We start from the raw sequence: 12,495 nt of genomic DNA on the forward strand, positions 1-12,495 counted from the left end.
AGAGCCCCGCCTTTTTTGTTTGCGGGCGCGGTCGAGCGCGAAGGTCGGCGCGCGCTGACGGACCTAAACTCACGAGGAGAGGTTGGTTTTGATCCAGGAGGACGCTGATGCCTGACGAACCAATCCCGCCCGCACCAGTCCGCACCGAGGACCTGGCCGTCACCGAGTATGACGCGGGACACCGCGTCAGGGGAGATGAACGGGGGGTTCCAGCTGCTGAGTCTGCTCTGCCGACGAACGACGAGGCACCGGAGGTCGGCTTATCGCAGAAGGGCGACGGCGAGGACGCGGTCGTGAAACGCGAAACCGAAATCTGAGGACGCATAGTATGGCCGATCAGCCGACCGACACACAGGCTCAGCGGATGCCGCAGGGCAAACCGAAGAGTGAAGGACTGGCCAACAGCCCCCAAGATACGGCGACCGGCACAGTGAAGCCGCAGGATGGTCCGATGGAGCGACCAGGTACGGAAGCCGAAGAAGAAGCGCAGCGCGAGAAGCGGTGACAACCAGCTGGCGAGGCGGCGGGCGGTTTGGCGCAAGGCGCGCAAGCAGGCGCGGCGCTCAGCCTCGTCCAATTCGGGGCGAAATGGCCTCCCGGCGTCGGCGGGGGCGATCATCGGCGCCTCGCCGGGGTGAGTTGGGGGTTTCGAGGGTTTTGGGGGTCTGTTTCAGCCGCTACACGCAAACTGTCATGTGTGCGTGCCTGTGCGCTCGGATGCCTCCGGCACCTTCAACCGTCTGACCGGCTCCGCGTCCCCCGAAGCCGCTGCCCTCGCCCGGCGGGCGCAGGAACTCGGCCTGCCGGTTCGAGCCGCCGAGATCTCGGATAGCCCCCTCCTGCGCGGGGCCGACACGGCGCTCTCCAAGGTGCCGGGCATGGGCTACGGCGGTATCGACGCCGCAAAGCAGGCGGCCCTGAACGGCCAGATCGCCGGCCTGATGGGTGAGAACGGGACGAAGATCACCCCGGCCCTGATGCAGTCCGCCAAGACCCGCCTCGGGCAGACCTTCGACCGGATCGAGAAGAACACCTGGGTCCGACAGGACAACGAGTTCGCCGGGGACCTACAGACCATCTTCCGGGATGCCTCGGAGGCCTTGGACGCCAACCAGCTCGGGAAGCTGCAGAAGGTGTTCCGGGGCATCCAGGGCAAGTTCGACCCGGCGACGAGTGAGATGGAGGGCTCGGCCTACCAGAACCTCACCCGCAAGGGCTCGCCCCTCGACCTCATGCAGGGTGGCGACGACTCCTCGCTCTCGCACTTCGCGGGGCGGCTGAAGACCGCCCTCACCGGAGCGTTCGAGCGGTCCGCCCCCGACGACCTCGCGGCCGAGTTGCGCCAAGCCCGCAACCAGTACCGCGTCATGAAGGTGGTCGAGCCGCTGGTACAGGACACGGGCGGCAGCATCGACCCGGCGGCTTTCCGGGCGGCGGTCGCGAAGGCCACGGACGGCATGGCCTACGGGCGCGGCGGCGACCTCGCGGACCTCGCTCGGGTGGCGCAGGCCTTCGGGCCACGCGAGGGTGGAGGCGCAACCGCTTCTCGGGACACGCTCGGGATGGCGGCTAAGATCGCCGCGCTGACCGGCGGGGCCGCGACGACGGCGGCTGGCCTCAAGAGTGTCGCCCCTGCCCTCACGGCCGCAGCCGCGGGCTATGCAGTCCCGAGCCTCGGCAGTGCGGCGGCAGGCTTCGCGGGCGGCAGGATCGCCAGCCAGGTGCTCCGCTCTCCGGCGCTGACGAACCGCCTCATCGATCAGGCGCTCGGCACGGGGCAGGCAGGGCCCGTGAACAGGCTGCTGGGTGCCGCGTCACGCTCCGCGCCCGAGACCGTCGCGCCGCTCTACCTGCGGGTCCAGCCGGCGGCCAACGACGACAGCAAGGGCAACCGGCTCGCGGAATTCCTCGCGAGCCGGACGCCGCAGCGCGCCGGAATGCTCCCCTAGGCCCGACCGTAGACGACCAGCCGCCAGAGTGCCGCGCCGATGATGAAGAACGACGCGATACCGATGGTGATGCCGAAGCTGACCCAATGCCGAGCGTCGAGAACGGCGAGCATGAAGGCGATGCCACATGCGATCACGGCCAAGGAGAACCAGAGCCAAAACCGTTCATCAGCGCGCTTGGACAGCCCCGGCCACAGGGGCGGTCTCTCGTCATTGGCGGGCTCGGGCGGCGTCATCAACTCAACATGGCGGTGCAGCCTGCGGGTGTCGAGGCAGCCAGCAGGGCGGGATCAAGCAATCGAGAAAATGTGGCCCTTGCAGGGATGCAGTTCCATCAGAAGCACGATCCATCGCCCGCGAGGCATTTCGCTGCATCGGCAAGGCATTGCATAGCGAATAGCTCAGCGAGTGCTGTCGCAGAAGGTCAGAAACCGGGGACATTTATGCAACGTGTTGCACGCCTCTCTGTTGACGGTCAGCTTCTCGGAGTGAGCCGATGCTGACCAGGACCGCGATCTACGAGGGTACCGTTCGCGACGGCCGGGAGGACGAGTTCTTCCACCGGGTCAGGGACGAGCTGGAGCCATTCTGGCGTCGTTTCCCTGGCGTGCTCGCTGTGCGGGTGCAGCGCTTGGTCTCCAAGGATGACGACGCGCGACCGATTGCGATGATCCTTGAGATGGATTTTCCTGATCAGGCGGCGTTGGACGCCTGCCTCGCCTCATCGATCCGTCCCGAGTCGCATGCCGCCACCGAAGCGGTGATGAAGATGTTCGATGGTCGCTTCTATCACCTAGTGAGCGAGGCACGGACCCTACTGTCAGAAGGATGAGCTTCCCTCTCGACTGATCAGGAACGAGAACCAAAGCTCCCTAAGATCCTGGGGGATGTACGACCCCGCTGGATCTCGTATGGCTACGGTAGGCCATCCACCGCATCACCCGCCATGCCGATCCGGCACGAACGCGGCTTCTGCTGCGCTGGCGGGCTTTCGATTGGCGCAGGAGGGCAGTGGGTTAAAACCGGTCGGAGAGAAACCGTCCTACGTGGCACCCACTTCACATGATGACGCCCGACAAAAACACCTGCGAGGCGCTGATCGACGGCAATTGGACGCTTATGCCCGTCGCCGAAGCGCACATCCATCACCGTGCCGAGAAGAAGCGCTGATCCCGGTGCGTATGGCAGTCGAACCGCCGGCAGAGACTGCGTCACGCTAGCCCGGCAGCCGACCAGCAGGAACGAGCCATCAAGGCGGCGCTTGTCTCAGCATCCATCAGAGCGAGGCAGTGATGCGCGTGTTTCAGATCCGCCAGCAGGTGACGGGTGCGATCCTCTGGACAGGCGCCGCATCAGGGCCGATTGCCGCCTTGGGCGCCATGGCGCACGAGGCGGGCTATTACGACCACAGTGACCTGCCTGAACACATCAGGGCGGGTGGCTTACACGCCGAAGAAGTTAGGGTCTGACGAACTGCGCCTTGGCCGACTGTGAAGGGGCATGTGCAACGTGTTGCACGCTATCGGGGCGTGATATCGATGCCCCGCTGTCTGCTCCGATCCAAGGCCAAGCGACGGGGCGGCTGTTGTGTACTTATCGCCGAACCATAATGCAGAACGGCTTTGTTCCGCAATAGATCGACAATTTTAAACTTTTTTACTAACAAGCACCGCCATATATGTAAAATTGCCGTGATCGAATTATCTGATTGAGTACCCTTAGCGGCTCAGATGAGCAACATCAATTGGAGATTAAGTATTTATGTTTACACGTTCAGGCTAAGGAGAACCGCTCGCGAGAACGCTGTGCCTTGGTCCCACCTTAGATTGCGGTCCTTTCGCTCGGCCAAGATGTGGATCGCCTTAAGCGTCGTCGCGCCCTTCGGCATGCTCGCCGTCTCAGGCTTCATGTTGTTTGATCTTAGGCAGGACGCTTGGGAACGAGCCGAACAGACATCGAAGAACCTGCTGCAAGTTCTTGAGCGCGACATCGCCCGCAATGTGGAGATGTACGACCTCTCGCTTCAGTCCGCCGTGGAAAACTCCAGGGCTCCGGGAGTTGCAGAGGTCGACGCGAAACTGCGCCAGCTCATCCTGTTTGATCGTGCCGCTACCGCTCGCGACATGGGTGTGATGCTCGTTATCGATGAGCGCGGTGATATCGTCGCCGATCTTGATGCCATGCCCCCACGTGGGGGTAACTACGCGGATCGCGAGTACTTTCAGGTTCACAAGTCTCGCGCTGGCCTCAGCCTCTACGTCGGACGCCCCATCGTCTCACGCCTGACCGGCGAACGGATGCTCCCCTTCAGCCGTCGCATCAGCAAGTCGGACGGCACCTTCGGCGGAGTCGTCCTTGGCAGCGTGAAACTATCTTACTTCACAAACCTGTTCCGTCAGCTTGATCTAGGTCGGGATGGCGCGATCAATTTGTACCTCGATGATGGCACGCGCCTCATGCGTCATCCCTTCAACGAGGCTGATATTGGCGTGAACATCGCAGTTAGCCCAACCTTCCGCGGCTTCCTGCGTGAACACAGTGGCAGTTTCATACAAACCTCTGTGCGTGACGGGGTAGAGCGACACTACACCTTCACGCGGATCGGCAGCCTGCCGCTGATCCTGAACGTCGCCCTCGCCACGAACGAGATCGAGGCTGAATGGCGGGCAAAGGCAATCGTGATTGGCAGCATGGTGTTGGTGCTATGTGGCCTGACCGTCGTGCTGTCTCTTCTGTTCGGACGTGAGCTGCGCCGTCGTGAGGCCATGGAGGCCGAACTCGAACGCCTGTCTCAAACGGATGCCCTAACCGGCCTACCGAACCGGCGAGCTTTCGATACGGCAGGCTCTCGCGCCTGGGAGCAGGGGCGGCGCGACTATGCCCCCCTTTCGTTGCTGATTATTGATGCCGACCACTTCAAGCGGTTCAACGACCGGTATGGGCATCAGGTCGGAGACGAGGTGCTCAAGGGCCTTGCGCGGTGCCTATCAGCGAGCGTGCACAGGCCCAACGATCTAGTCTGTCGGGTCGGGGGAGAGGAATTTGCGATCCTCATGCCCGACACCGATCAGGCAGGCGCATTGCGGATCGCAGAGAAAGCTCACGCTGAAATTGCTACCTTATCGATTGGCTCAACGGGCATCGGCGCTGGTGCGATTACGGTGAGCATCGGACTTGCCGTCGTCATCCCGAGCGAGGCGGACAGCACGTCGATGATGGCGCTCTATCGCTTCGCCGACGCCGCGCTCTACGAAGCCAAAACAGGGGGGCGCAACCAAACTCGCTGTGCGCGGTCACAGGGCATCGCAGCGGTTTCGCAGAAGCCACAGCTTCTGATCGTAGGAAGCGCTTAGCCGGTCGGTATCCGGGCCAGCCTGGCAACTCGATGCGGATCGCTGGTACCACAGGCATCAGCGCTTGACCCCCAGCACCGCACCATTCCACCATGCCGATCCGGCGCGAGCACCGCTTCTTCTACCCCATCGACTGGCCGCAGCTGTCGGCGGTGATCCGTTTCCGGCGCGCTAAGAGCCGCTGTGAGGCCTGCGGGCGTCCGCATGGGGAACCGTCTGGCACCTCGGAGATGGCCGCAGGTGGGACGCGCAGGCCGGTTCCTGGCGCGACGGCGTGGGCCGTGTCATCTGCCTCGCCGTTGGGGAGGACGACGTGCTGGGCTCCGTCCGAACGACGCGGGTGGTTCTAGCTGCAACTCACCGTAATCACGACACCGCCGACAACCGGGACGTGAACCTCATGGCGGTCTGCCAGCGGTGCCACATGAACCACGACCGGCCGGAGCATAAGCGGCGGCGGTGGCGAACCCTGTTCCGGCGGAAGGCGTCGGGCGACCTGTTCGGCGGGCCTTACCGATAGGACGGTACCGTTGCGGTCGTATTTGCTGACCGCTTGGGGTGGAAAACGGCCCGTCCGCTTCACAGTTGATGGAACTGTGAAGCGGACGTTCGGCTCCGGCAGATAGAGGGGTCACCAACGCCCGTGATTACGCGGCGCGAACTATGACTTTGTAACATTCACCCATTGCTATTGGGTGCTCGCAATAACTCACAGGCTTAAGGCCACGCCTGGAAAGTGAGTAAAAGCAAAGTCGGCTTTTTCGGCTACCTTCCGTGCTTTTAGATCGGCTTTCCGCGACTGTTAGATAGAGCCGGCCCGCGCAACTCGCTTCAGCGCAGGATGACGTTCGGAGACAGAATAAACGACGCGTCCATGTAGCCGGCGAGCTGGGGTTTATCACCTCATAATCTTGGCTGCGGCTGACCGTCCAGAAGTGCCACCGGGCCCCGCAACAGTGTAAGTTGCAGGGCCTCGCGATCAGGAGGCTAAATTGCGGAAGGCATTGCTGCCTCCGGCACCGACTTCCGGTCCAACACCGAAACGAGGAATGCCGTCAGGAATGCCAAAGGCATCGTCACAATCGTGGGCGGATCGATCGGGAAGATCGGTGAGGCATTTCCGAGCACCTTTACCCAGACCGGCGGCCCCAGGACCGTCAGCGTCACCGCCAGGACGAGGCCGGTCACGCCGCCTGCGAGGGCCCCACGCGTCGTCAGGCCGTTCCAGTACAGGGCCAGGATCAACAGCGGCAGAGTCGAGGCACAGCTCACTGCGTAGGCAAGGCTGATCATGTAGGCCACGTTCTGCGTCTGGAAGGCGATGCCCAGCAGGACCGACAGGATGCCTAGCCCGACCGTCGCCATGCGCGACACCCGGATCTCGCTCCGCTCCGTCGCCCGGCCCCGGCCAATGATGCGGGCATAGAGATCGTGGGAGACCGCCGAGGCGCCGGTCAGGGTCAGCCCCGCCACCACCGCAAGGATCGTGGCGAATGCCACCGCCGAGACGAGGCCCATGAGCGTATCGCCGCCGAGCGCGTGGGCGAGGTGGATCGTCGCCATGTTGCCGCCGCCGCGGATCGCGCCCTTGGCGTCGAGGTAGGCCGAATCGCCCGCGACGATCGCCAGCGCCCCGAAGCCGAGCACAAAGATCAGGGCAAAGAACCCGCTCTGGCACATCACCGCCCAGAACACCGAGACACGGGCGGCGCGGGCATCCGGCACGGTGAAGAAGCGCATCAGCACATGCGGAAGGCCGGAGGTGCCGAGCATCAGGGTCATGCCCAGCGAGACCGACTGCCAGACGCTGCCCGAATAGACCTGGGGCATCATGATCGCCTCGTGGCGCGGGTGAACGGCGAGCGCCTTAGCCACCAGGGCGTTGTAGTCGAAGCCGAACCTCGCCAGCACGAGGAGCGAGATCGCGACACCGGCGGTCAGCAGGAGCATCGCCTTGATGATCTGCACCCAGGTCGTCGCGACCATCCCGCCGAACATGACGTAGCAGATCATCAGCACGCCAACGAGGATCTGCGCGTAAAGATAATCGAGCCCGAACAGGAGCCGAATTAACTGCCCCGCCCCGACCATCTGGGCGATGAGGTAGAACATCACGATGATGAGCGTCGCCACCGCCGTGAAGATGCGGATCGGCGTCTCCGACAGCCGGGTGGAGAGGACGTCGGCCACCGTATAGCGGCCGAGCTTCCGCAGGCGCTCCGCCACGAGGAACACCACGAAGGGCAGGCCGGTGGCATAGCCCACGGCGAAGATCAGCCCATCGAAGCCGGAGGAGCAGATCAGCCCGGCGAGACCGAGCAGGGCGCCCGCCGAGACGAGATCGCCCGCCAGCGCGACACCGTTCTGGAAGCCGGAGATCTGACCCCCGGCCGCGTAGAACTGGTCCGCCGAAGTGGCGCGCCGCGCGGCCCAGTAGGTAATGCCGAGCGTCACAAGGACGATGGCGATGAACATCGTCACGGCGGTGACGTTCACGCCGTCGGACCCGGCGGCGTAGGCCGGCGTCGCGGCGGCCAGGAGGGGAAGGGCGGGCAGCAGGAATCTGCGCATGGCCTCGGGCTCCTTAGCGCGCGGTGAGGCGGTTGGCCGTCAGGACGTAGAGCCCCGTCAACACCATCGTCGACAGGATGACGAGCAGGCCGCCGACGGTCGCCACCGTCACGGCCATGCCCGGCGCGATGGGGCGGGTCATCGTCGCCGGGGAGACGATGAAGGTCCCCACGAAGGTGCCGTAGATCAGGGTCTGGATGAGGGCCATGATCCAGCCGAGCCGGGCCTGCGGCAGGTCGTTGTTCGGCGTGTACGGCGTGGGTCTGTCTGCTGACATGGGTCGATCCTCGGCTGGGGAATAGATCTCACAAAAATAACGAAGCTTATTCGGCGGCCTTCTAAGTGTTATCGGTCACGATTCGACCGAATCCGTTGTTGACACGGCTGCGCTGATACTTGTTGAGCCAGGTGCTGAACTGGACCGGCAGCATGTCGTAGGGGCGCTCCTCACCAAGCACCATGGCCGCGTAGACGGGCCAATGCGGGTTCGCGAGCATCGGGCGGCCGAGCATGACGAGATCGACATGCCCGTCCTTGACGATGGCGTCGGCGTAGACCGGGTCGGCGAGGTTCCAGTTCGCGGCCGCGAGGACGCCGGCCTCCTCGCGGATGCGCCGCGCCGCCGGGACCATGAAGCCTTCCTCGTCCCACGGCGTCTGAGCGCGGCCCGAGTTGCCGCCGAAGGAGACATCCACGAGGTCGAGGCCGCGGGGTGCGAGGAGGCGGGCGAGTTCCACGGACTCGTCCACCGTCTGCCCGCCGGGGGCGAACTCGGTGACGCCGAAGCGCATCGAGAGCGGCAGGCTCTCGGGCCATTCCAAGCGCACGGCCTCGCAGACCTCCATGAGGAGGCGACTGCGGCCGGTGAAGTCGCCGCCGTATTCGTCGATGCGCTTGTTGGCGAGCGGCGAGAAGAAGCTCGACAGGAGGAAGCCGTGGGCGCAGTGGATCTCCAGCCACCGGAACCCGGCCTCCCGCGCCCGCCGGGCGGAGTCGGCGTATTGCCGGGTCACCGTACGGATGTCCTCATGGGTCATCGCCTTCGGCACGCGCGGCATGTTCCCGCCGAATGCCTCGGCGGAGGGGCCGATCACCTCCCACTGGTCGGGGTGGTCGTCCGGCAGGTGGCCGCCGCCCTTCCACGGCGGCTCGACGCAGCCGCGCCGTCCCGTATGGCCGAGCTGGATGCCCGGCACCGAGCCGACAGAGGAGACGAACCGAGCTATACGCGCCAGCGCCTCGCCCTGCGCGTCGTTCCAGATGCCCGCGCATTGGGTGGACATCCGGCCCTCGGGCGCGACGGCCGCCTGCTCGACCACAACCATGGCCGCGCCGCCCGCCGCCTTAGAGCCGAGATGCGCCAGATGCCAATCGTTCACGAGCCCGTCGGGTGACGAGAACTGGGTCATTGGCGAGACTGCGATGCGGTTGCGCAGGGTGACATCGCGGACTTTGAGTTCGCTGAACAGTGAGGACATCGCGATCTCTCTTCACGCCCGCTGCATCCAACAAGACATTCTGCTGGAGATGCGAGCTGCCTGCTCGAAATTAAGCCAACCAAATCGCGCATCGTGCAGTCGAACGCTGCAACCCTCGTCATTTATGATTTGATTGGTCCCTATCTTGCCCGTAGCTTCGGGCAACGTCGTTCCAAATTCACGCCAATTTCGAACAGATTCCAGACAGCGTTCAGCAAGGGAACGGTGGGGTATGGGGTGAGAGGTCGGACATGACGATCGCGACGATGCAGACGCGCGACATCGGCTCCTGGCCGAAGAATATCGCGTTAGCTCGCAGTACAGGGCGAGGCTGGAAGGACATCCATGCGCAGCACGTCGCCGTCGAGCCTTGGACCGGGACGCTCGATCCCGTCGGCAATCCCTGCCTCGGCTACTGCGTCAACAGGCCGGCCCAGATCCGGCGGCGGATCGGGCGCGGAGGCACGACCGAGACGAGCACGTTACGTCCCCGGCAGTTCCACCTCATCCCGGCTCTGGACCAGAGCGAATGGCAAAGACGAGGCCGGTCGGAGATGCTGGCGATGCATCTTCGCCAAGGGTTGATCAACGACACTGCGCGCCAGATGTGGAGTGCGACCGCGCAGCAGGTCGAGCTGGATATCCCCCTTGGGACGTCTGATCCGCTCCTCGAACAGCTGGCGCTGGCGATCTTGCAGACTCTGCGAGAGGAGCCCGATCCGTCTTCAGCGCTCTACGTCGAGGAACTCGTCCACGCTATGGTGGTCCGCCTCGTGCGGGCCTACACGGCCAACGGACGGTCGGCACGCACGATGCCTGACATAGACGCGCCCGATCGCTGCGAGATATGGCGCCTCCGTGACGTGATCGAAGACCGGATCGCGGAGGATCTCTCACTGGAAGCCCTGGCGGCCGAGGTTGGTGTATCCCCCCGTACGCTTTCCCGGGTGTGCCTCAAGCAATGGGGAACGACCGTCCATCAATACGTCCTCTCCCGACGTATCGAGCGAGCCAAGGTCATGCTGCTTTCCACTGACTTAGCTATCACGTCTATCGCATTCGATACTGGATTCTCCAATCAAAGCCATTTGGCGACGGCCTTTCGACGCATCACTGGATTGACTCCGAAAGATTATAGGTCCAGCGGACGTTTTTAGAATTTTTATAAACTTGGTCGCGAGATGGCGATCGTTCCGTTCCGGCTAAATCGAAGAGGCTCCGTCAACCGTTCGGTTTCGGCCGTAGCGCCGAAGGTCGGGCGTCAATCAGAACCCAAGTTCCTGGACGGCCGCTTTGGAGACGCGCTGATGACAGTCGGGGCGGCCGGGTTGGGTCGGAAGTAGGAGGACCGCTCCGGGTGGTTTGCTGCCCGTCCGCTTCCGCTTAAACAAATGGCGGAAGCGGACCTTCGATGGTTCGTGTTAAGCCGCCCGCACGGTGGCGAGGAAGCGGGCAACCTCGGCTGTGAGGTGCTCCGATTGGCGCGACAGCTCCGAGGCCGCCCCCAGCACCTGGGTCGCCGCCGCCCCGGTCTCCTCGGCGGCCCCCGCTACGCCGGCGATGTTACCCGTGACCTCCCCCGTGCCCGCTGCCGCCTGGGCCACGTTGCGAACGATCTCCTGGGTCGCTGCCCCTTGCTCCTCCACCGCCGCCGCGATCGAGGTCGCCACCGCGCTGATCTCCCGGATGCGCCCGGTGATCCCGCCAATCGAGGCGACGGCCTGCCCGGTCGACGCCTGGATCTGCAGGATCTGCCCGGAGATCTCGTTCGTCGCCTTCGCGGTCTGCTCGGCCAGCGCCTTCACCTCCGCGGCTACCACGGCAAACCCCTTCCCGGCCGCCCCCGCCCGGGCCGCCTCGATCGTCGCGTTCAGCGCCAGCAAATTGGTTTGTCCGGCGATATTCGAGATCAGCCCGACGACGTCGCCGATCCGCGCGACGGCCGTGCTCAGTTCATGCACCAGCGCCCCCGCCTGGTCGGCCTCCCCCACGGCCTGTCGCGCTAGCTCGGCGGAGCCATCGACCTGCCGGCCGATCTCTTGCACCGAGGAGCCCAGTTCCTCCGCCGCCGCGGCGACGGTGTTGACGTTCGAGGCCGCCTCCTCAGCGGCCGCGGCCACGGCGGACGACTGCGCCGCGGTCTCGGCGGCGGTGCCGCTCATGGTTCCGGCGGTCGCCTGAAGCTCGGTCGCCGAGGACGACACCATCCCGATGACGCCGCCGACCGCCTGCTCGAACCCATCGGCCATCTCGCGCATGGCGCGCTTGCGCTGCTCTTCTGCTGCAAATCGCGCTTGAGCCGTTTCAGCCTCTAATGCCCGCATGCGGATCAGGCCATCTTTGAAGACCTGCACGGCCTTCGCGATCGTCCCGATCTCCGTGCGCTGGCCCTGGTGGGGGATCGTGACCGACAGGTCCCCTTCGGCAAGCTGCCCCATAGGTGTGACGACCGATCGGATGCCAGCGCTTATGCTGCGTACGATCAAGAAAGCCAGAAGAGCCGCAAATACGACGGCTGCCACGCCCATCCCAAGCATCAGGCTCCGCGCTGCACTCGCGGTCGCCTCGCCACGTGCGACGGCTGCCGCGCTCGTGCGGTTTGTGAGGACGACGATCCGATCGAGCGCTTCTGCAGCCGCCTTGATGCGGGGACGCACGGTCTCGGTCATCTCGGCAAGAGCTTGCGCCTTTTGCCCAGAGCGCGAATGCACGAGCACCGCGTCGACGCTGGCTTTGAAGCCCTGCCAATCGGTCGTGAACTTATCGAATAGCTGGCGCTCCTCGCCCCGACCAGCGAGAGGCTCGTAGGCTGCAGCGGTCTTCGTCACCGCCGCGATCTTCTCAGCGAGCGTCTTCTCTTCGGCTGCCATGCGTGCTGATTCGGCATAGAGAACGTGATTGATGACGCTGACGCGCACATCGATCACGTTGCCCCGCAACTCGCCCGCATAGCGCACGCTTGGCACAGCGTCCTGACCCAGACTGACGTTCACCCGGCTCAACGCATCGATGCCATGCAGGCCGATCGCTGCGGTTCCGAGCATCGACATGCTGAGCATGGCGAAGGTGGCGACGAGCTTCGTCCGGATCGACAGGGGCGGGAAGTTCATGGGGAAGGCCGTTCGCGCGACGTCACGAGTGCAA

Annotated in this window: 12 protein-coding genes and 1 pseudogene; 8 read left to right on the forward strand and 5 right to left on the reverse strand. The window is 64.4% G+C overall.

Annotated features, from left to right (window positions below; all coding sequences use genetic code 11):
- Window positions 1-107 precede the first annotated feature (107 nt).
- From MKK52_RS02525 to MKK52_RS02535, 3 genes are all read left to right on the forward strand, one after another.
- Window positions 108-317, forward strand: a complete 210-nt coding sequence (locus MKK52_RS02525) for a hypothetical protein (protein WP_243952175.1) — start codon at window positions 108-110, stop codon at window positions 315-317.
- A gap of 11 nt (window positions 318-328) precedes the next feature.
- Window positions 329-505, forward strand: a complete 177-nt coding sequence (locus tag MKK52_RS02530; RefSeq protein WP_243952176.1) for a hypothetical protein — start codon at window positions 329-331, stop codon at window positions 503-505.
- A 196-nt stretch (window positions 506-701) separates the two neighbouring features.
- Window positions 702-1,949, forward strand: coding sequence for a hypothetical protein (locus MKK52_RS02535; RefSeq protein WP_243952177.1), 1,248 nt, complete (start codon window positions 702-704; stop codon window positions 1,947-1,949).
- On the opposite strand, the gene MKK52_RS02540 is transcribed toward MKK52_RS02535, so the two are convergent.
- Window positions 1,946-2,185, reverse strand: a complete 240-nt coding sequence (locus MKK52_RS02540; protein ID WP_243952178.1) for a hypothetical protein — start codon at window positions 2,183-2,185, stop codon at window positions 1,946-1,948. The two genes, MKK52_RS02535 and MKK52_RS02540, sit on opposite strands and share 4 nt — an antisense overlap.
- A 260-nt stretch (window positions 2,186-2,445) precedes the next feature.
- Between MKK52_RS02540 and MKK52_RS02545 the strand changes: the two genes are divergently transcribed.
- From MKK52_RS02545 to MKK52_RS02560, 4 genes and pseudogenes are all read left to right on the forward strand, one after another.
- Entirely contained in the window at window positions 2,446-2,781 is a 336-nt protein-coding gene (locus MKK52_RS02545) for a hypothetical protein (RefSeq protein ID WP_243952179.1), read from the forward strand.
- A gap of 460 nt (window positions 2,782-3,241) precedes the next feature.
- Window positions 3,242-3,418 carry a hypothetical protein gene (locus tag MKK52_RS02550; protein ID WP_243952180.1) on the forward strand — a complete coding sequence of 59 codons (177 nt, stop codon included), beginning with the start codon at window positions 3,242-3,244 and terminating at the stop codon, window positions 3,416-3,418.
- Window positions 3,419-3,799: 381 nt separating this feature from the next.
- Window positions 3,800-5,302: a sensor domain-containing diguanylate cyclase gene (locus tag MKK52_RS02555; protein ID WP_243952245.1), complete on the forward strand. Its 1,503-nt coding sequence runs from the start codon at window positions 3,800-3,802 to the stop codon at window positions 5,300-5,302.
- A gap of 92 nt (window positions 5,303-5,394) precedes the next feature.
- Window positions 5,395-5,822 (forward strand): annotated as a pseudogene (locus MKK52_RS02560) (hypothetical protein).
- 467 nt (window positions 5,823-6,289) lie between these two features.
- Here MKK52_RS02560 and MKK52_RS02565 read toward each other — a convergent pair.
- The 3 genes from MKK52_RS02565 to MKK52_RS02575 all read right to left on the reverse strand — a co-directional run bounded on the left by MKK52_RS02565 (window position 6,290) and on the right by MKK52_RS02575 (window position 9,351).
- Window positions 6,290-7,873, reverse strand: a complete 1,584-nt coding sequence (locus tag MKK52_RS02565; RefSeq protein ID WP_243952181.1) for a sodium:solute symporter family transporter — start codon at window positions 7,871-7,873, stop codon at window positions 6,290-6,292.
- Between the two features lie 13 nt (window positions 7,874-7,886).
- Entirely contained in the window at window positions 7,887-8,150 is a 264-nt protein-coding gene (locus MKK52_RS02570) for a DUF485 domain-containing protein (protein WP_243952182.1), read from the reverse strand.
- A 61-nt stretch (window positions 8,151-8,211) separates the two neighbouring features.
- The gene (locus MKK52_RS02575) at window positions 8,212-9,351 is read right to left on the reverse strand and encodes an NADH:flavin oxidoreductase/NADH oxidase (RefSeq protein ID WP_243952183.1); all 1,140 of its coding nucleotides are present in this window, start codon (window positions 9,349-9,351) and stop codon (window positions 8,212-8,214) included.
- Window positions 9,352-9,602: 251 nt separating this feature from the next.
- Between MKK52_RS02575 and MKK52_RS02580 the strand changes: the two genes are divergently transcribed.
- The gene (locus tag MKK52_RS02580) at window positions 9,603-10,508 is read left to right on the forward strand and encodes a helix-turn-helix domain-containing protein (protein WP_243952184.1); all 906 of its coding nucleotides are present in this window, start codon (window positions 9,603-9,605) and stop codon (window positions 10,506-10,508) included.
- A gap of 264 nt (window positions 10,509-10,772) precedes the next feature.
- On the opposite strand, the gene MKK52_RS02585 is transcribed toward MKK52_RS02580, so the two are convergent.
- Entirely contained in the window at window positions 10,773-12,461 is a 1,689-nt protein-coding gene (locus MKK52_RS02585; RefSeq protein ID WP_243952185.1) for a methyl-accepting chemotaxis protein, read from the reverse strand.
- Between the last annotated feature and the right edge of the window lie 34 nt (window positions 12,462-12,495).

Source organism: Methylobacterium sp. J-067 (assembly GCF_022829465.1).
In the GTDB taxonomy this organism is placed as follows: Bacteria; Pseudomonadota; Alphaproteobacteria; order Rhizobiales; family Beijerinckiaceae; genus Methylobacterium; species Methylobacterium litchii.

Bases quoted from the DNA above. Each gene is read 5' to 3' on its own strand.
- MKK52_RS02525 (WP_243952175.1), top strand. From the start codon at position 108: ATGCCTGACGAACCAATCCCGCCCGCACCAGTCCGCACCGAGGACCTG.
- MKK52_RS02530 (WP_243952176.1), top strand. From the start codon at position 329: ATGGCCGATCAGCCGACCGACACACAGGCTCAGCGGATGCCGCAGGGC.
- MKK52_RS02540 (WP_243952178.1), bottom strand. From the start codon at position 2,185: ATGACGCCGCCCGAGCCCGCCAATGACGAGAGACCGCCCCTGTGGCCG.
- MKK52_RS02545 (WP_243952179.1), top strand. From the start codon at position 2,446: ATGCTGACCAGGACCGCGATCTACGAGGGTACCGTTCGCGACGGCCGG.
- MKK52_RS02550 (WP_243952180.1), top strand. From the start codon at position 3,242: ATGCGCGTGTTTCAGATCCGCCAGCAGGTGACGGGTGCGATCCTCTGG.
- MKK52_RS02555 (WP_243952245.1), top strand. From the start codon at position 3,800: ATGTGGATCGCCTTAAGCGTCGTCGCGCCCTTCGGCATGCTCGCCGTC.
- MKK52_RS02565 (WP_243952181.1), bottom strand. From the start codon at position 7,873: ATGCGCAGATTCCTGCTGCCCGCCCTTCCCCTCCTGGCCGCCGCGACG.
- MKK52_RS02570 (WP_243952182.1), bottom strand. From the start codon at position 8,150: ATGTCAGCAGACAGACCCACGCCGTACACGCCGAACAACGACCTGCCG.
- MKK52_RS02575 (WP_243952183.1), bottom strand. From the start codon at position 9,351: ATGTCCTCACTGTTCAGCGAACTCAAAGTCCGCGATGTCACCCTGCGC.
- MKK52_RS02580 (WP_243952184.1), top strand. From the start codon at position 9,603: ATGACGATCGCGACGATGCAGACGCGCGACATCGGCTCCTGGCCGAAG.
- MKK52_RS02585 (WP_243952185.1), bottom strand. From the start codon at position 12,461: ATGAACTTCCCGCCCCTGTCGATCCGGACGAAGCTCGTCGCCACCTTC.